This is a genomic window from Pseudoalteromonas sp. S327, from assembly GCF_005886415.1.
Classification (GTDB): Bacteria; Pseudomonadota; Gammaproteobacteria; order Enterobacterales; family Alteromonadaceae; genus Pseudoalteromonas; species Pseudoalteromonas atlantica.
In genome coordinates this window covers 26393-45646 of the sequence record NZ_PNDP01000064.1, presented here as the reverse complement: position 1 = coordinate 45646, position 19254 = coordinate 26393, and the positions used below count along the sequence as shown (strand labels likewise).

Annotated in this window: 17 protein-coding genes; 9 read left to right on the top strand and 8 right to left on the bottom strand. The window is 40.9% G+C overall.

Features of this window, described 5'->3' with window-relative positions; genetic code table 11:
- Positions 1-106 precede the first annotated feature (106 nt).
- Positions 107-823 carry a two-component system response regulator ArcA gene (gene arcA / locus CWB60_RS17890; protein WP_004587530.1) on the top strand — a complete coding sequence of 239 codons (717 nt, stop codon included), beginning with the start codon at positions 107-109 and terminating at the stop codon, positions 821-823.
- 14 nt (positions 824-837) lie between these two features.
- Here arcA and arcB read toward each other — a convergent pair whose 3' ends face one another.
- Complete coding sequence (arcB, locus tag CWB60_RS17885) at positions 838-3156, bottom strand: aerobic respiration two-component sensor histidine kinase ArcB (protein ID WP_138578539.1); 2319 nt, start codon at positions 3154-3156, stop codon at positions 838-840.
- A 226-nt stretch (positions 3157-3382) separates the two neighbouring features.
- Between arcB and folE2 the strand changes: the two genes are divergently transcribed.
- From folE2 to CWB60_RS17865, 4 genes are all read left to right on the top strand, one after another.
- Positions 3383-4303 (top strand): GTP cyclohydrolase FolE2, encoded by a 921-nt coding sequence (gene folE2 / locus CWB60_RS17880; protein WP_055254809.1) that lies wholly within the window; start codon positions 3383-3385, stop codon positions 4301-4303.
- 114 nt (positions 4304-4417) lie between these two features.
- Entirely contained in the window at positions 4418-5014 is a 597-nt protein-coding gene (locus CWB60_RS17875) for a DUF2726 domain-containing protein (protein ID WP_138578537.1), read from the top strand.
- Between the two features lie 119 nt (positions 5015-5133).
- Entirely contained in the window at positions 5134-5841 is a 708-nt protein-coding gene (gene mtnN, locus CWB60_RS17870) for a 5'-methylthioadenosine/S-adenosylhomocysteine nucleosidase (RefSeq protein WP_004587526.1), read from the top strand.
- Complete coding sequence (locus CWB60_RS17865; RefSeq protein WP_138578535.1) at positions 5842-6786, top strand: cobalamin biosynthesis protein CobD/CbiB; 945 nt, start codon at positions 5842-5844, stop codon at positions 6784-6786.
- A 70-nt stretch (positions 6787-6856) separates the two neighbouring features.
- Here the strand turns inward: CWB60_RS17865 and tyrS are convergent, their stop codons facing one another.
- Complete coding sequence (gene tyrS / locus CWB60_RS17860; protein WP_138578533.1) at positions 6857-8056, bottom strand: tyrosine--tRNA ligase; 1200 nt, start codon at positions 8054-8056, stop codon at positions 6857-6859.
- Between the two features lie 379 nt (positions 8057-8435).
- Here tyrS and CWB60_RS17855 point away from each other — a divergent pair, with 379 nt between their 5' ends.
- The gene (locus CWB60_RS17855) at positions 8436-9749 is read left to right on the top strand and encodes a peptidoglycan DD-metalloendopeptidase family protein (protein WP_138578531.1); all 1314 of its coding nucleotides are present in this window, start codon (positions 8436-8438) and stop codon (positions 9747-9749) included.
- Between the two features lie 84 nt (positions 9750-9833).
- On the opposite strand, the gene CWB60_RS20780 is transcribed toward CWB60_RS17855, so the two are convergent.
- The 5 genes from CWB60_RS20780 to CWB60_RS17835 form a co-directional block, all read right to left on the bottom strand.
- Entirely contained in the window at positions 9834-10010 is a 177-nt protein-coding gene (locus CWB60_RS20780; protein WP_004587522.1) for a hypothetical protein, read from the bottom strand.
- 13 nt (positions 10011-10023) lie between these two features.
- Complete coding sequence (locus CWB60_RS17850) at positions 10024-10995, bottom strand: aldo/keto reductase (protein WP_004587521.1); 972 nt, start codon at positions 10993-10995, stop codon at positions 10024-10026.
- 138 nt (positions 10996-11133) lie between these two features.
- A complete protein-coding gene (locus tag CWB60_RS17845) occupies positions 11134-12264 on the bottom strand; it encodes a sodium ion-translocating decarboxylase subunit beta (protein ID WP_004587520.1) in 1131 nt (376 codons plus the stop codon).
- A gap of 11 nt (positions 12265-12275) precedes the next feature.
- On the bottom strand, positions 12276-14054 hold the full coding sequence (oadA, locus tag CWB60_RS17840; RefSeq protein WP_064385655.1) for a sodium-extruding oxaloacetate decarboxylase subunit alpha: 1779 nt from the start codon (positions 14052-14054) through the stop codon (positions 12276-12278).
- Between the two features lie 9 nt (positions 14055-14063).
- On the bottom strand, positions 14064-14309 hold the full coding sequence (locus tag CWB60_RS17835; protein ID WP_138578530.1) for an OadG family protein: 246 nt from the start codon (positions 14307-14309) through the stop codon (positions 14064-14066).
- A gap of 528 nt (positions 14310-14837) precedes the next feature.
- Here CWB60_RS17835 and CWB60_RS17830 point away from each other — a divergent pair.
- The 3 genes from CWB60_RS17830 to CWB60_RS17820 all read left to right on the top strand — a co-directional run bounded on the left by CWB60_RS17830 (position 14838) and on the right by CWB60_RS17820 (position 15888).
- Complete coding sequence (locus CWB60_RS17830) at positions 14838-15011, top strand: DUF1328 domain-containing protein (RefSeq protein ID WP_002961939.1); 174 nt, start codon at positions 14838-14840, stop codon at positions 15009-15011.
- 52 nt (positions 15012-15063) lie between these two features.
- A complete protein-coding gene (locus CWB60_RS17825) occupies positions 15064-15255 on the top strand; it encodes a hypothetical protein (RefSeq protein WP_004587517.1) in 192 nt (63 codons plus the stop codon).
- 156 nt (positions 15256-15411) lie between these two features.
- Positions 15412-15888, top strand: a complete 477-nt coding sequence (locus CWB60_RS17820) for a YcxB family protein (RefSeq protein ID WP_138578528.1) — start codon at positions 15412-15414, stop codon at positions 15886-15888.
- Positions 15889-16101: 213 nt separating this feature from the next.
- Here the strand turns inward: CWB60_RS17820 and CWB60_RS17815 are convergent, their stop codons facing one another.
- Entirely contained in the window at positions 16102-19248 is a 3147-nt protein-coding gene (locus CWB60_RS17815) for an efflux RND transporter permease subunit (RefSeq protein ID WP_138578526.1), read from the bottom strand.
- Positions 19249-19254: the final 6 nt, after the last annotated feature.

The window sequence follows — 19254 nt, the reverse complement described above, 5'->3', positions numbered from 1 at the left end:
TTTTCTTGTTAACATTTGGGTATAATCCTATAATCTCTAGTAATCGAATTATTTAGTTAAGATTCGATTTTTTGTAAATAAAATATTCCAAAAAGGTTAATTAATAATGCAAACGCCAGTCATTCTAATCGTAGAGGATGAAGACGTAACTCGACTAAACCTCGTGAGTTTATTTGAAGCTGAAGGTTACAAAGTTATTGAAGCCATTGATGGCGATGATATGCATGACAAGCTTACAAATAATGATGACGTCAATCTTGTAGTTATGGACATCAACCTACCGGGTAAAAACGGGCTAATTTTAGCACGTGAATTACGCCAAAAACGTAAAGTCGGTTTAATCTTTTTAACCGGCCGTGATAACGATGTAGACCGTATTTTAGGTTTAGAAATTGGTGCTGATGATTACATCACTAAACCTTTTAACCCTCGTGAATTGACTATACGCGCTCGCAACTTAATTACCCGTACAGCGCTAGGCGGCGAAGAGTCAGTGCTAGAAACCAACGGTGTAATTACATTTAATGGTTGGGAACTTGACGAAAACAGCCGTTGTTTAACGTCACCAAATGGTGATGCTAAGCGTTTACCTAAAGGTGAATACAGAGCGCTGCGTTTAATGCTTGATTCTCCAGGGCGTATTTTTAGCCGTGAGCAACTTATTAAGCATATGACTGGCCGTGAGCTTCGCGCTAATGACCGTACAGTAGATGTAACTATTCGTCGTATTCGTAAGCACTTCGAAAGTGATAATTCTACTTCTGAGCTAATCAGCACCATCCATGGTGAAGGTTACCGCTTTATTGGTAAAATCGACGCTTAATTAGAGTAAACCGCTTACTCTAATAATTGTAAAAACGAATGAAGGGCAATTTGTCCTTCATTTATTTTATCAGCCAATGTATCCAACCATTCTCTTAGTACTTCATCTGATTCATCAAGCGCACCGTGTTCCATCTTTTTAGCATGTAACTGTACGTCATTTAATCCTACAGAGCCCGCAGCACCTTTAAGCTTATGCGCCACCGATTTGTACTCTTCCCTGTCGTTTTCATTTAACACGCTTTGCAGCTCTTGCTGATATTGCGGGTTTAGTTTTTCAAACAAACCACTGCTGCGCTTAAATACTTCAAGCCCCATAGAGTTTACAAAGTCTTCAATGGTTTCAACATCAAGCACACCTGCATTAATGCCCTCAAGCGCTTCTTTACTTACCGTTAGCAGCGGTTTGTCTGATTCACTTTGTTGAATATCAAACAAATCAGCTAGCATTTTATCAAGCTTTATTGTATTAATCGGTTTAGCAAGCGCCCCTTGCACCGAAATACCTTCTAAGTCTTCTTCGGCGCTACGTACATTCGCTGTAAGCGCAACGATAGGTAGTTTATCAAAATGGCTATCGGCACGTATTTGTCTTGCCACCTCATCACCATTTATATCGGGCAGTTGCATATCAAGTAGTACTAAATCTAGCTCGTCTTCGGTTTCTACAAACGAGAGTGCATCTTCACCTGTTTCGGCCCAAATTACTTCATGGCCGCGCTGCTCTAACAGGTTTGTCGCAATTTCAGCATTTAATGGCACATCCTCTACAAGTAAAATATATAAACCTCTACCGGCATAGCTTTGTTCGGTAGGCGCTACACATAAGCTAAGCGGTATGTGTACTGTAAAGCAGCTGCCTTCACCTTCTGTACTGGTTACCGAAATAGTGCCTTTCATTGCACTGACCAACGCTTTGGTTACGGCTAAACCAATGCCTGAGCCAATCGCATTTTTACCGCTTAAATCTGGGGCTTTGTAGTACATATCAAATATGCGCGAGAGTTGATCCTCTGGGATCCCCTGCCCTGTGTCTGATATTTTAAGTTCAAGCCACGGCCCGTCGTTACGCTCTTCTCGGCTACATGTGAGTTTTACCTCGCCATGCTGGGTAAACTTAACGGCATTATTAATTAAGTTCCATACCACTTGGCGTAAACGCGTTGGGTCTAGGAGTGCGTAAACATCTAATGTGCCATTTCGCTCAATTGAAAATTCAAGCTCTTTTTGTTCAGCAATTAAACCTGCAAAGTTCACTACATCGTTAATAAAGTCTGAAACGTTAATAGAGTCGGTTGCTATATCTAACTGCTCTCGGTCTATTTTATCTAAATCTATAATATCGTTAAAAATATTACCTAAGGTTTCAGCGCTCGAAAATACCGTATTACACCAACTGCGTTGCTGCTTATTAAGCTCTGTATCAAGTAGCATTCGGGTTAAACCTACAATGCCATTTAATGGCGTGCGCAGCTCATGACTAAGCGTTGCTATAAACTTACCTTTATCCTTATAGGCTGTTTCAAGCGCTTGTGCTGCTTCTTTACGGCTGGTTATATCACGGCCAAATGCAAGCAAACCTATGTAGTCACCTTGATCGTTTATAAACGGTAATTTACGCAGCTCAAACCAACGGTTTTCACCATTAACCATATATTCAACATCAATTGTCAGCGCTTGATGCGTTTGCTCTACTTGTTTATCGGTTCTGAGTACTTCTGCTAAAAAGTAGCTCGGGAAAATTTGCTCAACTGTTTTACCAATTAATTCAGCACTGGTTTTGCCCATAACCTCTTCAAACATTTTATTACAGCCGGCAAACACGCCGTTGTTATCTCGGTAATAAAATAAATCGGGGGAAGAGTCGACAATAGAGCGAAGGAGCATGCCTTGCTGAGCAAGTTCTTGTTGTGTTTTTTTACGCTCTGCTATTTCGCGGCGAAGCTCTTCAATGGCGCGATGCTTGGCATGAAAAGCCATTTTTCGCTCATCTATTTCAATGTTGAGGCGGTTGATATTATCTTTTAATGTTTGATTTAACAGCTTTTCTTGTTTTGTGGCGCTGTCTAAATAAGCGTATGAGGCATCTAATTGTCTAATCGAGTTGAGTAAAATACTGATCATAAAAGGAGATACAACCGCGGTAAAAAATACCACAGCCAAAATATCAACTAAATTAACCTCACCCAGTGCCACATAATAAAACATACTCGACAATATAAGCGACACGCCTAACAAAAGCGCGTAGCACATTGCCGCGGTTTTTAACTCACCAAAGCGAGTTATTAAACTAGAAAGTACTCGAGCCCAAGGGCTCAAAGAAGAATCGGTCATAGGTCAGTGTATCTCGTTACTAGGCATAAATAAAAAGTGCCTATTAATAGTCAAACGCATTTTGCAGCAGATTTTAGCATTTTTCTATTAGCTATATTCATGTTGTGCGACAAAAACAGAAAATTTTCATGTTTACTTTTGCCTACTTGTTAAACTCATCATTTCAGCAATAAATTATTTAGTGTAAAATGCTGCGCTTTATTATGACCAATAACGAGTAGCGCACATGCAAACCAACATGCCCGATATAGCTGATACGGCTCCCGCCTTACAAACAGGTAAGTTAGACTGGGTTGGTATGGGCGAAATAGAACTGCCATTTATTTTTGAATCGAAAGATTTAGCACCCGTTACCGTTAACGCAAAAGCGCGTGCCTTTGTTAATTTGCATAAAGAAGACGCTAAAGGCATTCATATGTCGCGTTTATTTTTAGCGCTTGATTTACTCTCTACAGAGCAACAAGTTAACCCACAAACTTTAGCTCAAGCACTCGATACCTTTATCACCAGCCACGAAGGATTAAGTGACAAAGCCCAAATAGAGTTTAAATTTGAGTTACCGCTGCGTCGTAAATCGTTATTAAGCGGTAAAGCAGGTTGGAAAAGCTACCCAATTACCCTAACCAGCACTATTGAAAATAGCGTAATTAGCTACGAGCTAAGCGTGGATGTTACTTATTCATCAACCTGTCCATGCTCTGCAGCACTTGCTCGCCAGCTTATTCAAAATGCTTTTAGCGAAAAGTTTAACCAAGAAACACTTAATCAAAAAGACGTTTTAGCATGGCTAGGTACAACACAGGGTATTGTGGCAACGCCTCACTCACAGCGTTCAATTGCAAACGTTAAAGTAAAGCTAGACAACACGATTAGTGAATTTGACGTAGTAAATTTAATTGATACATTAGAAGCTGAACTAAAAACCCCGGTACAAGCGGCAGTAAAACGTGAAGATGAGCAAGAATTTGCCCGCCTTAACGGTCAAAATTTAATGTTTTGTGAAGACGCTGCACGTAAAATTAAAGCGGTTCTTGAAAACGATAACTTTAGTGATTACTGGCTACAAATTAATCATTACGAATCACTCCATGCGCATGATGCAGTCGCTATTGCCGTTAAAGGAATTGAGGGCGGTTACAAAGCCTAGCAGCCCTGCTGCATTAATAATAAATACATACGGTAATTAGCCATAACAACCAATTTTTAGGCACGTAAATTGCTTTACTTGAGCAGTGTCAATTTGTTGTTATGGAGTTACCGTATGGAATTCGCTTTATTATCAATTTTAGTATTAGTGGTTGGGGCCTCTGTGGTTGCGTCAAAATTTAGTGATGATGGCGGCAATCCCTATCCTTTTACCCGCAAACAAACCGTGTTTACACAGGTTGAGGGTGCATTTTTAAATCTTTTAGAGCGTGCGGTAGGCGATCAATACAAAATTGTGAGCCGCGTCAAACTCATCGATGTAATCGACTGCAAGCAAGGCCTTTCTGCTAAATCAAAACGTGCAGCTTTAGCTAAAGCTAAAAATAAACAACTCGATTTTGTGCTGGTAGATAAAGAAAAAATGACGATAGTGGCAGCGGTCGATTTAGTTAACAACGCCAATAAAGATGGCCACAAAGCGCAGCGCGACTGGTTTGTAAACGGCGCTTTAGAATCCGCTGGCATTCCACATATTCGTATGAAAGTAAAATCAGGCTACCGCGCTTCTGAGGTGCGCGATGCAATTATGTTTAAATTAGGCAAACCTGCAGCGGTGCAATCGGCTCGTCCAACACGTAATCGTGTAAGTAAACCTGCGGTATTGTCACCTTCTCAGGCTAAAGCCCAAACCACTGCGTTAGCCGAAATTTAAAATAGAATTAAATACTCTCCTAAAAGTATTTAAAGCGAGCCGTAAAACAGCTCGCTTTTTTGTTTTTTATTGCTAACTTCACGTATAATCTACGTATTCAAACTCAGGAATCAAACACTATGAATGTTGGTATTATTGGCGCAATGGAGCCAGAAGTTAAAATTTTACGTGAAGCAATGCAAAACCCACAAGTGCTAACAAAAGCAGGGTTTACCTTTTACACAGGCGAATTAGCAGGTAATACAGTAACACTTGTGCAATCGGGTATTGGTAAAGTGGCATCAACGATTGCAACCACGTTATTAATTGATAACTTTAATCCTGACTGTGTTATCAACACAGGTTCTGCCGGTGGCTTTGATCCCTCTTTAAGTGTTGGCGATGTTGTTATCTCTTCAGAAGTACGCCATCACGATGTAGATGTAACCGCTTTTGGCTACGAAATCGGCCAAGTTCCACAAATGCCAGCAGGCTTTGCCGCACACCCAAAACTAGTTGAAGCTGCCGAGCAAACCATTGCGCAAATTAGCGAAGTAAAAACCTTAGTAGGCTTAATTTGTACGGGTGATTCATTTATGTGTGATCCAGTGCGAATTGATAAAGCACGCAGCGACTTTCCTACAATGCTTGCAGTAGAAATGGAAGGCGCATCTATTGCACAAACGTGTTTTGCGCTTAATACGCCATTTGTGGTTATTCGCTCTATGTCTGACATTGCCGGTAAAGAGTCGCCGCAATCGTTTGAAGAATACTTAGAGACTGCATCAATCAACTCATCAAAAATGGTTGTTGCACTATTGGAAAAACTAACAAAAGTTACGCTGTAAATGCTAAGCAATATTGTTCAAAACCATTTGGACTTTATTGCCTTTTTTGTGGCGCTCATTGCTGAGCGCTTTTTCCCGTTAAAAAGCTGGTATCACCCTAATACAGTATTAACCGCTGTATTTAGTGCTATAGGAAAACGGATTTATAAACCAAGTGAGCCTAAAAGTTACCTTTATTTAGCCTCCACTCTTGCCTGTACGCTAGTTTTAAGCGTTATTCTTATTATTATTGTGTTACTGCTTGAATTTGCCTTTTATCCTGAGCTCCTCGCGGGCCTCATTTTATATTTGTGCCTAGAAAGCAAAGCGATTGAAAAAAAAGCCCTGCGTGTTGCAAAGTTAGTAAAACAAAACCAAAAATCTACCGCGCGTGAACTCGTAAAGCCACTGCTTGCCCGAGAGGTCAATAAGCTCTCAGCGCCAGGTATTATTAAAGCCTTAATTGAAAGCTTAATTTTACGAACTGCCCGTAATTACTTTACCGTTATATTTATATTTTTATTACTTGGGCCAATTGCCGCTTTAGCGTATCGGCTACTGACTTTAATGCAGCATGCTTGGCGCACCGATATTTCACCTAATAGCCACTTTTTAAAACCGCTTAAACTACTTTTGTTTATAATCGAATTTATCCCCGTACGCTTACTTGCATTAACAATTGCTGCAAGCAAAGCCAGTAAACAAAGTATGCATTACATAAAGCACTATGGCAGACACTTTTATCAAACAAATACAGGGTGGATTTTAAGTGTGTGCTCCGCCTCTATTGGCGCACAGCTAGGCGGCCCTGCGGTTTATTTTGGTAAGCGTTTTAATAAAATGCGAATTGGAACCGAGCGACTCCCAAAAGCCGAAGACGTCCCTGTGATCATAAATAGATTAAATCAAGCGCGTGCCTTTTGGCTGTTAGTTATTATCAGTATTGAGATATTAAAGCTGATTTAGTGTTTTTTTAGCAGCCAAAATACGCGCACAAAAAAACCAGCCTAAACTGGTTTTTTAGTTTTAACTGCGCTTACGCAACAGTAATGTTGGCAAACTTACGTTTACCTACTTGGTAAATAGCGGTCGTGCCTTTTGCTACTTCAAGTTTTGTATCAGTGATTTTATCTTCACCGTTAAGTTTTACTGCACCTTGCTTAATCATGCGCATTGCTTCAGAAGTACTGGCTACTAAATTAGCTTCTTTAAGTAAGTTAGCAATTAAAATACCTTCTTCTGCAATGGTAATTGTCAGCTCAGGGATTTCATCAGGTAGCGCTTTTTTCTGAAAACGTTTGATAAAGTCATCGTGTGCGGCTTGCGCAGCTTCTTCACTGTGAAAACGTGCAATTAACTCTTTCGCCAGCTCAATCTTAATATCACGCGGGTTAGTGCCCTGCTCTACGCGTTGTTTTTGCGCTGCAATTTCTTCGATTGATAAGCTGCTTAGTAAGTCGTAATAGCGCCACATAAGTACGTCGCTAATCGACATTACTTTACCAAACATATCGTTTGGCGCATCAGTAATACCAATGTAATTACCAAGCGACTTAGACATTTTTTGAACGCCGTCAGTACCTTCAAGTAATGGCATCATTAATACTGTTTGAGGCTTTTGGCCTTCTACTTTTTGAAGCTCGCGGCCCATTAAAAGGTTAAAGCGCTGATCAGTACCACCAAGCTCTACGTCTGACTCAAGTGCAACCGAATCCCAGCCTTGTACGAGTGGGTATAAAAATTCGTGAATTGCAATGGGTTGTCCGTTGCCGTAACGCTTTTTAAAGTCGTCACGCTCTAGCATACGCGCTACAGTTTGATTAGCTGCAAGTCTGATCATGCCTGCGGCACCGAGGTTTTCCATCCACGAAGAGTTAAAGGCAACGGTGGTTTTAGCTGGGTCTAGAATCTTAAAAACTTGCTCTTTATAAGTCTCAGCATTGGCAAGTACATCTTCACGGGTCAGTGGTTTACGTGTTACATTTTTGCCTGTTGGATCGCCAATCATGCCGGTAAAGTCACCAATTAAGAAAATAACCTCATGACCTAAATCTTGAAAGGTTTTCATTTTATTAATTAGTACAGTGTGACCTAAATGTAAGTCTGGCGCGGTAGGATCGAAACCGGCTTTAATTTTTAACTTTTTGCCCGACTTTAGTTTTTCAACTAATTCGTCTTCAATTAATATCTCTTCTGCACCGCGTTTTATCTCTGCTAGAGCGGTTTGTAAATCCACTGTGTATTACTCCAAAATTCTGCCAACGAAGGGGCAACTAGATGACTTGCTACATAAGGGTTTAAAACAGATTTAAACCAAAAGCACTTATGTTGCTAACATAACAAATTTCTACCTAATTAAAACAATTTTTTATGCGAATAATGCAACTAAACTCAATAAGCCTAGTCTCACTGTGTTAGGCAATTAGAAATGGTGTTTAAACGCCGATTTTAGCGCACTTTAGAATCAGTTTAAATCGATAAACTTAAACAAATATAAATTGTCATTTTACTAACATTTGCGGGGCTTTTAGCTTTATTTACTAGTATTCGTACCTTATTACGTATATCCTGCATTAATATATATTTTATTTTCACGACAGCAGAAAAGGCACGTTATGGTTCACGTGGTTAACACGCTTCCCAAAAAACACAAATTGCTTATTCTAGGTTTGGTTTCTGCTATTGTTGGCTTAGCCTTTCTTCCTTCAGAAAAAGCGACTGCATCCAAAGACAATAGTGCAAATGCACTAGAAATTGGTAAGCGTTACGAGTTACAAGTTAAAGTTGAAGACAACGAAAAATTAACTGAATTAAATTCGCCAGAAGCAGCAGAAAAGCTGTCAGAATACGACTTAGTCGATCATCAAGTTAAAAACGGCGATAATTTAGCAATTATCTTCAAGCGTGCTGGCTTTTCAGCGCAAACGCTTCACAAGCTAATTAACACCAATGCTGAAACACGCAAACTAACTAAAATTCACCCAGGTGAAATACTTAGTTTTGCAACAGCAGAAAACGGTGATTTAGCTCAGCTTCGTTATGTTATTTCAAAAACAGATACTTTGTTTGTTACCTTAAATGACGAAGGTAATTACGACACATCAATAGATAGCAAAGAAATAGAAACACTGAGCAAAACAGCCGGTGGCGAAATTTCTAGCAGCTTTTGGACCTCAGCAATTGCTGCAGGCTTAAGCGAGCGCCAAATAATGAACTTTGCTGATATATTTGGTTGGGATGTGGATTTTGCCAACGATATTCGTAAGGGCGATCAGTTTGGGCTAATTTACGAGTCGCATTATGTTGATGGCGAGTTTATTGGCACTGGTAAAATTATTGCGGCAGAATTTATAAACCAAGGCCAGCGTTATGCGGCTATTCGCCATACCGACGGCAGCTTTTATACGCCTGAAGGGCGCAGCATGAAAAAAGCATTTTTACGTGCGCCGGTAAACTTTAAGTATATTAGCTCGAGCTTTAACCCACGTCGCTTACACCCAGTAACAGGGCAAGTAAGAGCGCACCGTGGTATTGATTACGCAGCACGTACAGGCACACCGGTTGTAGCCTCGGGTAACGGTAAAGTAATTAAAGCAGGTTACAGTAAGTACAATGGTAACTACGTATTTATAAGCCATGGCACACAGTACGTAACTAAGTACTTACACCTTAACAAAAAGCTTGTTAAAACAGGCCAAAAGGTTAAACAAGGTGACAAAATTGGTACAGTGGGTTCTACCGGCCGTGTAACAGGCGCGCACCTGCACTACGAATTTTTAGTAAATGGTGTACACCGTAATCCTAAAACCGTTAAGTTACCTAAGTCTGAGCCATTACCACGCTCTGAACTTGCTAAGTTTAAACCTATTGCCGAAAACTTTATTGCACAGCTTGAACGCAATCGCGAACTACAGCTAGCACTTAAGTAACGTATAAGTTATAGATACTAAAAAAGCCTTTGCAGGGTTAACCTGCAAAGGCTTTTTTGTGTTTTTTATTAATTTATTAGTTTATTAGTTCATTAATACATAAATTAGCTGTACGACTAAAGAAACCATAACCAGCGGCCAAATATATTTGCTGTATTTGGTTGCGCCATCCAACCCCATTTTACCTTGGTACTTTTCAAGCAAAGGTATCAGCACCGCTAGAGCGACAAACAAGCAAATTAAAATAACAAATATATTCATTCCTAAACCTTAATTATGGTAATTCATGGCCTTTGGCGCTTACATACAATGCATACCAATGTTCGCGACTTAACGTAACATTTAGCGCACCGCATGACGCTGCAATACGCTCAACGTTCGTTGTGCCAATAATTGGCTGTATTAATGCAGGGTGGCGTAATAACCAAGCTAAAACAATCGCCTCAGGCGTTGTATCGTAAAGTGCAGCAAGCTTATTTACGAGTATGCTGGTATTTATGTCGGCTTGCGATGCATTTGTTAAATCGCCCCCTGTGTATAGCCCTTGGCATAAACTTCCCCAGCTTTGTATTTGAATATCAAAGTGGCGGCAATACTCTACACTGCCCGGTGTAAAGTTAAGATCTTTTCCATCTGCATTACCTGCATAAACGCCTTCATCAACAAATTGGTGTTTTTGTAAACTTGCTTCAATTTGATTAGCAACAATAGGCATATCTAGGGCATGTTGTAAAAAGTTCATTTGGTGCTGCTGCATGTTTGATACGGCAAAATTACGTACTTTGCCGCTTTCTTGAAGGCAGCTAAATACTTGTGCAATTTCTTCTACTTCCATTAGCGGATCAGGACGATGAAGCATAAGCACATCAAGGTAATCGGTGTTTAAACGTTTAAGTGAACCTTCAACTGACTCTTCAATCCACTTGGCCGAAAAGTCGTAACGCTTGGGGCCTTTATCATCTTCAAAGCGTATACCGCATTTAGATTGAATATACATGTGCTCGCGCAGCTCTGGTCGCTCAGCTAGTGCTTGGCCAAATACCTGCTCGGCTTTGCCAAAGGTATAAATATCGGCGTGATCAAAAAAGTTAATGCCGCCAGCTATGGCTGCATCAATACACTCGTGAGTTTGCTTTAAGTGAGCCTTAGTAATGGCGTCTTTATTCCAACCGCCGCCTAGGCCCATACAGCCAAAAACGAGTCTACTAACATGAGGTAAATATTTTGCCAAAGGGGTGTGAAGCATGATGACTATCCTTATTAGTGTGCATAGCCCTCACTGTAAACAAAAATACGTCTGCAAACAAACTTTAATACGTGCAGTTTTATAGGCATAAAAAAAGCGCAGTAAACTGCGCTAATCGGTTGGATTAAATCCTAAATACTAGCCAACAAGCGCCAGTAATATACCTGCGGCTACGGCACTTCCTAGTACTCCAGCTACGTTTGGCCCCATAGCATGCATAAGTAAAAAGTTATGTGGGTTATTCTCAAGCCCAACTTTATTAACTACACGCGCCGCCATCGGTACTGCCGATACACCCGCAGCACCAATTAAAGGGTTAATAGGTGTTTTAGAAAGCTTGTTAAGGCCTTTTGCCATAAACACACCCGACGCTGTACCAATAGCAAATGCCAACGCACCGAGCACCAAAATACCAATAGTTTCTACAGTTAAAAACTGATCGGCCGCTAGTTTAGAGCCCACTGCCAAACCTAAAAATATCGTGGTTATATTAATAATTTCGTTTTGGGCACTGTTACTAAGCCTATCTACAACACCAGACTCACGCATTAAATTACCTAAACAGAACATACCTACTAAGGGAATAGCCGCTGGTAAAAACATAGCGGTTAAGCTCAGTACCATTAAAGGAAATACTATTTTCTCTTTTTTAGATACTTTGCGCAGCTCTGGCATTTTAATAGCACGCTCATCAGGTGTAGTTAATGCGCGCATAATAGGCGGCTGAATAATTGGCACTAACGCCATGTAAGAATAAGCAGCAACCGCAATGGCACCTAGTAAATCAGGGGCAAGCTTTGATGCTAAAAATATAGCTGTAGGGCCATCGGCACCACCAATAATGGCAATGGCTGAGGCATCTTGTAAGCTAAATTCAAAGCCAGGTACATAGTTTAATAAAATTGCCCCAAACAAGGTGGCAAAAATACCAAACTGCGCGGCTGCACCCAGTAATAACATACGCGGGTTGGCAATAAGCGCACTAAAATCGGTTAGCGCCCCTACTCCCATAAAAATTAATAAAGGGAAGATCCCCGTATCAATACCTACGTAGTACACGTAATAAAGCAAACCACCTGGGTCAGAAAGCCCAGCAACCGGAATATTAGTCAGTATTGCGCCAAAGCCAATCGGCAGCAGTAATAGGGGTTCAAAGTTTTTAGCAATGGCTAAAAACAACAACAAACACCCTACCGCAATCATTATTAAGCCAGGAAACGTAAAGTTAGCAATGCCGGTAGCATGCCAAAGGTTTAAAAGACCTTCCATTAAAGCTACTCCTACGCCATCGCTATAATTGCATCGCCCGTTGTCACAGCATCACCTTCAGACACTAAGACCTCAGCCACAGTACCTGAGTGCATTGCACGAACCTCGGTTTCCATTTTCATCGCTTCCATAATAACAACCACATCGCCTTCGTTTACGGCTTGGCCTGCTTTTACTTTTACTTTAAAAATATTACCCGCCAGTGGCGCATTCAGTGTTTCACCTGATGCAACCGATGCTGATTGTGGTAAGTGCTCTGAATCTTTTAGCGTTACCTCTTTAAGCTCGCCACCTTGCGCAACCACTACATCGTAAACTTTACCGTCAACTTTAACGCTGTATTGCTCAGCGCTAACACCTTTGTTATTTGCAGGTTTTGCTGCAGGCTTAGCGTTTGCATCATCAGCACTTGGCACTGCTTCAAAGGCATCTGGGTTGTTGCGATTTTTAATAAATTTAAGGCCAACCTGTGGGAATAATGCATAGGTAAGCACATCATCTATTTGCTCATCAGCAAGTGTTAAACCTTGTTCTTGCGCTTCTTTTTGCAGCTCTGCTTCAAGCGATGCAAGCTCTGGGGCTATATTATCTGCAGGGCGACACGTAATAACCTCGCTGCCATCAAGCACTCGCTCTTGCAGCTCTTTGTTCATAGGTGCAGGTGTTAAACCATACTCGCCTTTTAAAACACCGGCGGTTTCTTTGGTAATTGTTTTATAACGCTCACCCGTAAGCACATTTAGTACTGCTTGTGTGCCTACAATTTGCGATGTTGGAGTAACTAGCGGAATAAAACCTAAATCTTCACGCACGCGTGGGATCTCAAGTAATACTTCATTTAGCTTATCTGCTGCGCCTTGCTCTTTCAGTTGGTTTTCCATGTTGGTTAACATGCCACCAGGTACTTGCGCGAGTAAAATACGGCCATCAACACCTTTAAGGCTCCCCTCAAAGGCAGCGTACTTTTTACGTACATCTCTAAAGTAAGCCGCTATTTCTTCTAGCTGGTTTAAATCTAATTCGGTATCGCGGGGCGTTCCTTCAACAATCGCTACAATGGTTTCTGTAGCTGAATGACCGTAAGTCATACTCATTGAAGAAATAGCGGTATCAAGCATATCAATGCCTGCATCAATGGCTTTTTGATATGTAGCAGTACTTAAACCTGTGGTTGCATGGCACTGCATAGCAATAGGGATAGAAACGGTTTCTTTTAGCCCTTTAATAAGTTGCTCTGCATCATATGGTTTTAATAAGCCTGCCATATCTTTAATACAAATAGAGTGACAACCTAAATCCTCTAGCTGTTTTGCAAGGGTTAACCACATATCAAGGGTATGCACTGGGCTTACAGTATAAGAAATAGTGCCTTGCGCGTGTGCTCCTACTTTTACAGCCGCTTTAATTGCCGTTTCTAAGTTACGTACATCGTTCATGGCGTCAAAAATACGAAATACATCTACACCATTTTTGTGGGCACGCTCTACAAACTTTTCTACCACGTCATCGGCATAGTGGCGGTAACCCAATAAATTTTGCCCGCGCAATAGCATTTGCTGTTTAGTATTCGGCATTGCTTTTTTAAGGGCACGAATACGCTCCCACGGGTCTTCACCTAAATAACGAATACACGAGTCAAACGTAGCGCCGCCCCATGACTCAATAGACCAATAACCGGCATCATCAAGTTTGCTAGCAATAGGGAGCATGTCATCTAAGCGCATACGGGTTGCAAGTAAAGACTGATGAGCATCGCGTAAAACAAGTTCTGTTAATTTTAATTTAGCCATGTGTGCCTCTTATTTATTATTTGATTTGTACTGAGCAATGGCAGCACTAATAGCAGCGATGTGCTCGCTTGGCACACCTTGAGATTTTAAAGATGGTGATTTAACCGGTATTGCAACTTCAGCCTCGTCAAAACGAGCAACCAAGTTAGACATGAGTGACACAGCACCAATCAATATTGAAAGAAATACAAACACGCCCACCATGCCCGTCAGCATCAAGCTACCTGCGGTTGTGAGTACAGCTCCTATATCCATTTTTCTCCCCCTGCACTATATAGCGATATAAAAAACCGCTTTATTTAAATAATTATTCACCGAATGATAACAAAACTTTTAACTTTGTCCACCACCTGTCAATTGGTAAAACCAATTAAAATTAAAATAACATACAGCCACAATAGTTAACATAGCTAATACAGGGTTAAACTAGCTTAGATATAGATGATAAAAATAACCGTTATAGGCAAAGGTTATATGGTTAAACCCAAAAAAACTTAAAAACTATAAAAAATAGTAAGTTAAACGGCAGGTAAAAAATCAGTTTGGGCTAAAATGTAAATTGGTCTTACCAAGACTAGTAAAGCAGCGCACAAAAAATATTTATTTTTTTACTCTCTTTACAATAGTGTGAATAAGTTACATCGTTAAACGTAAAACTTACCAATCCTAAGTTTACAATCTTCGCTCAAAAAACCATAACATATTGAAAATTAATAAAATTAAACTCTGGCACGCAACTGGCATTATTACTTTCGAACGAATTTGATAACCAAGGAGAAAACAATGTTACGCTGGACAATTACATTTTTAGTTATTGCTTTAATCGCTGCAGTGTTAGGTTTTGGTGGTATCGCAGGTGCCGCAGCTGGTATAGCAAAAATTATATTCTTTATCTTTTTAGTACTTTTAGTGATTTCTTTAGTTTCAGGTGCGCTGCGCGGTAAATCGCCCAGGTAGCTACTAACATATTTAAAACACTAAACAATCAACATATACAAGGAATTACATTATGAACTCAACAACTTTAAAAGCAGCACTAATCGCCGTATTTGCAGGTTTCTTTATGATGGGTTGTGAAGACAACCACGCAGAAGAAGCAGGTGAGCGTATTGATGAAGCAGTAACTGACGTGCAAAACTCTGTTGAAGATGCATGTGAAAATGTAAAAGAAGGCGTTAACGCAGAAGAAACTAACTGTTAATCTGTTTGGTAACGTAAAAAACGGCTTTTAATAAGCCGTTTTTTTGTGCGCTAATAAAAAGCGGCTTCTAACTCTTATAATGCATAGCCTACATTAACGGGTGTGATTTTTACGCTAGCTTGTTAAAATAGCGAAAACTATTACTTATTAGCAATTATGGCACTGACCACCACTTACACACTCGATAAACCCTACTACTACGAATGCTTTGACGAGTCCCACTCTTATAGTAAAGCAGCCAAGCCAAAGTATTTTTTGCTGGCATTACTGGTGTGCTTAGGTTTAATTAGTATTTACGCTATGGACGATCATTACCTAGGTACATTTTTAATAATGCTAGGTGTATTAGAATGCGTTGCCTTTTATTACCGCAGGCCTTGGTGGGTTACGCGCCAAATGTTTAGTCGTGCTTCGGGCTCAACGGTTACTCTTTCGTTTACCGATGACGCTATTAGCACCGAAAACCACTATAAAAGCCATACATTTAAGTGGGCAGAAATAACCCATATTATTAAAACTAACCACGGCTACTTAGTGCACCATAATAAAGGTATGCAATATATTTCTAGCAGTGTATTAACCGATGAAATGCGCGATTTTATAAACAAAAAGTTAGCAGTAAAAAGCCATTAAAATAGCTTTATACTGCTACACGACATATCTTGTTAGCTCTGTTTCACTCAAGGCCTAATATTTTAGGAAATCAGCCGAAAAATGATGGTTTTGCATACCTATAGTACCTTTAACTCTATTCCTCTGCTCACAGTAAAGTAAAAAATGAGTGCTTATTTTAGTTAAGATATTTAACCAGATAGATAATTTATATTAAAAAAATTGCAGACTATACTAAATAAGCTCAGCCTTTTTATGCCTAATAAACTTTGCATGCACTAATTTATAAAGCGCAGGCAATATTAATAGCGTCAGTAGAGTTGATGAAATAATACCGCCAACCACAACCGTCGCCAGCGGCCTTTGTAGCTCAGCGCCGGTGCCTGTATTTAGCGCCATAGGAATAAACCCTAAACTCGCCACTAAAGCCGTCATAAGTACTGGTCGCAGGCGCGAAAGCGCACCGGTTTGTATTGCATCTACTAAACTAATCCCATCGGCTCTTAACTGCTTAATAAACGACAGCATAACCACGCCATTTAATACCGCTACACCACTTAGCGCGATAAACCCCACACCTGCCGATATTGATAACGGCATATCGCGTAGCAGTAACGCAAGCACACCACCACTAAGGGCAAGTGGTACGCCACTAAATATAATTAACGAATCACGCAGTGAATTAAACGCGCTATAAAGCAGGCCAAATATAAGTAATAAAGTAACCGGTACCACCAGCGATAGCCGCTTACTTGCCGATTCTAGTTGTTCAAACGTGCCGCCGTATTCAATCCAATAACCACTAGGTAAATTAAGCTGCGAATTTAAAGCGGCTTGCGCGTCGCTTACAAAGCTTGCTAAATCGCGCCCTTCTACATTTGCAGTTACTACAACATTACGCTTACCGCTTTCACGGTTTATTTGATTAGGCCCTTTATCAATACTAATATTTGCAACTTCGCCAAGCGGTACAAATGCAAGGTCGGGATTAGCACTTTTTGGCACAGCAACAGGTAAACGTGCAAGCTGTGTTACATCGCTAGACCAACGCTCATCTAAACGCACTAATAACGAAAAGCGTTTATCGCCTTCATAAATAAGCCCAGTTTGCACACCGCCTATAGCAGCACTTACACTTTGCTGTATATCGGTTACTGTTAAACCTAGCAGCGCCATGTGGTCGCGAAGCGGCGTAACCGAAAGCGTAGGCAGGCCTTCCATTTGCTCAAGGCGTACATCGGTTGCGCCAGTAATGCTTTGCACCAAGGCTGTGGCTTTTTCGCCATACTGTTTTAATGTTGATAAATCATCGCCGTAAATACGCACTGCCACATCGGCCCGCACGCCAGCTATTAACTCGTTAAAGCGCATTTCTATTGGTTGGGTAAACTCATAGTTGTTACCTGGTACTTCATTTACCAAATGGCGAATTTGCTTAACCAGTTCTTCTTTGCTTAAAGCGGGATTTGGCCATTGATCGCGAGGTTTTAACATTAAAAAGGTGTCGGCAACGTTAGGTGGCATAGGATCGTTTGCTACATCGGGAGTACCAATTTTTGAAAATACATTAGCCACCTCAGGCTTAGCTAAAATGGCTTGCTCTAGCTCTTTTTGCATTTTTACCGATTGCTCAATACCGGTGCCGGTAATGCGCAGCGCATGCATAGCTATATCGCCCTCATCAAGCTGCGGTAAAAACTCAGCCCCCATATTTTTAACTTTAAAGCCAAGCGCAATTACAAGCACACCCGCAATACTAACCATCACCCACGGTAATTTAAGCGATAAGCCAAGTAGCGGTTTATAGCCTTTTTTAATTCCGCGCATCACGGAATTTTCGCTCTCACTTACTTTTCCTCGCACAAATACCGCAATGGCGGCAGGTACAAAAGTTACTGCAAAAATAAGTGCGCCCACTAATGCAGCAACCACTGTAAACGCCATTGGCTGAAACATTTTGCCCTCAACACCACTTAATGCAAACAGCGGTAAATACACCAGCATAATAATTAAAATGCCAAATACTGCTGGACTGAACACTTCTTTAGTGGCGGCGGTTACCACATTTAAACGCTCGCTTAGTGTAAGTAGCCTGCCATGTTTATGCTGCGCAAGGCCAAGTTGCCTTAAACAGTTTTCAACCACAATTACTGCGCCATCAACAATTAAACCAAAATCGATTGCGCCTAAGCTCATTAAGTTACCCGACACTCTATTACCTACCATACCGGTAATGGCAAATAACATACTAAGCGGAATAACCATGGCCGTAATCAATGCGCCAGTTACGTTACCCAGTAGTAGCAGTAAAATAACAACCACCAACACCGCACCTTCAAACAGGTTCGTTTTTACAGTGTCTATGGTTTTATCAACAAGGGTTGTTCTGTCGTACACGGGCTCAACCACTACACCAGCTGGTAAGCTAAGTTGTACATCTTTAAGTTTTTCAGCCATGGCTTTTGCCACTACGCGGCTGTTTTCACCAATGAGCATCATGGCGGTGCCAAGCACGGTTTCTTTACCATTATAAGTAGCGGCGCCGGTTCTGAGCTCTTTGCCTAAACGCACGTTCGCCACATCTTTTATGCGAACGGGTGCATCATCGCGCTTAGCAACCACGGTATTGGCTATATCATCAATGGTTTTTAATTGCCCTGGTGAGCGCACTAAATATTGCCCGTCAAAACGCTCTATAAACCCTGCACCTTGGTTACTATTATTTAATTTAAGTGCTGTAATAACATCACTTAGCGTGAGCTTATAAGCGAGTAGCTTTTCAGGCATGGGCGCTACTTGGTACTGGCGCTCAAAGCCTCCTTGGCTGTTTATTTCGGTAACACCTTTTACTTTTAATAGCTGCGGACGAATAACCCAATCTTGCAGGGTACGTAAATCTTCTGCATTAAATGGCGTGCCATCATCTTTTAATGCACCGTTATTTGCATGCACAGAATAAGTAAAAATCTCCCCTAACCCGCTGGCAATTGGCCCTAAGTTTGGTTCAATATTGGCAGGTAAATCTGATCTAATACTTTGAATACGCTCACTAATTTGCTGGCGCGCCCAGTAAATATCGGTGCCTTCATTAAAAATAACGGTAACTTGCGAAAGCCCATAACGCGAAATTGAGCGGGTATAATCAAGCTTTGGAATACCCGCCATTGCAGTTTCAATTAAATACGTAATACGCTGCTCGGCTTCAAGCGGGGTAAAGCCCGGCGCTTTGGTATTTATTTGCACTTGCACATTAGTTATATCGGGTACGGCATCAACGGCTAAATTTTGTGTGTTGTAGACGCCAAACCCAGCAAATAAAAGTGTGAGTGCAAGCACCATCATGCGGCGCTTAACCGCAAACGAAACTATCCAGTTAATCATGCTGCC

What these genes read in the sequence shown, in the direction of transcription:
- arcA (WP_004587530.1), top strand. Translation starts at nt 107, where the DNA reads ATGCAAACGCCAGTCATTCTAATCGTAGAGGATGAAGACGTAACTCGA.
- arcB (WP_138578539.1), bottom strand. Translation starts at nt 3,156, where the DNA reads ATGACCGATTCTTCTTTGAGCCCTTGGGCTCGAGTACTTTCTAGTTTA.
- folE2 (WP_055254809.1), top strand. Translation starts at nt 3,383, where the DNA reads ATGCAAACCAACATGCCCGATATAGCTGATACGGCTCCCGCCTTACAA.
- CWB60_RS17875 (WP_138578537.1), top strand. Translation starts at nt 4,418, where the DNA reads ATGGAATTCGCTTTATTATCAATTTTAGTATTAGTGGTTGGGGCCTCT.
- mtnN (WP_004587526.1), top strand. Translation starts at nt 5,134, where the DNA reads ATGAATGTTGGTATTATTGGCGCAATGGAGCCAGAAGTTAAAATTTTA.
- CWB60_RS17865 (WP_138578535.1), top strand. Translation starts at nt 5,842, where the DNA reads ATGCTAAGCAATATTGTTCAAAACCATTTGGACTTTATTGCCTTTTTT.
- CWB60_RS17855 (WP_138578531.1), top strand. Translation starts at nt 8,436, where the DNA reads ATGGTTCACGTGGTTAACACGCTTCCCAAAAAACACAAATTGCTTATT.
- CWB60_RS20780 (WP_004587522.1), bottom strand. Translation starts at nt 10,010, where the DNA reads ATGAATATATTTGTTATTTTAATTTGCTTGTTTGTCGCTCTAGCGGTG.
- CWB60_RS17850 (WP_004587521.1), bottom strand. Translation starts at nt 10,995, where the DNA reads ATGCTTCACACCCCTTTGGCAAAATATTTACCTCATGTTAGTAGACTC.
- CWB60_RS17845 (WP_004587520.1), bottom strand. Translation starts at nt 12,264, where the DNA reads ATGGAAGGTCTTTTAAACCTTTGGCATGCTACCGGCATTGCTAACTTT.
- oadA (WP_064385655.1), bottom strand. Translation starts at nt 14,054, where the DNA reads ATGGCTAAATTAAAATTAACAGAACTTGTTTTACGCGATGCTCATCAG.
- CWB60_RS17835 (WP_138578530.1), bottom strand. Translation starts at nt 14,309, where the DNA reads ATGGATATAGGAGCTGTACTCACAACCGCAGGTAGCTTGATGCTGACG.
- CWB60_RS17830 (WP_002961939.1), top strand. Translation starts at nt 14,838, where the DNA reads ATGTTACGCTGGACAATTACATTTTTAGTTATTGCTTTAATCGCTGCA.
- CWB60_RS17825 (WP_004587517.1), top strand. Translation starts at nt 15,064, where the DNA reads ATGAACTCAACAACTTTAAAAGCAGCACTAATCGCCGTATTTGCAGGT.
- CWB60_RS17820 (WP_138578528.1), top strand. Translation starts at nt 15,412, where the DNA reads ATGGCACTGACCACCACTTACACACTCGATAAACCCTACTACTACGAA.
- CWB60_RS17815 (WP_138578526.1), bottom strand. Translation starts at nt 19,248, where the DNA reads ATGATTAACTGGATAGTTTCGTTTGCGGTTAAGCGCCGCATGATGGTG.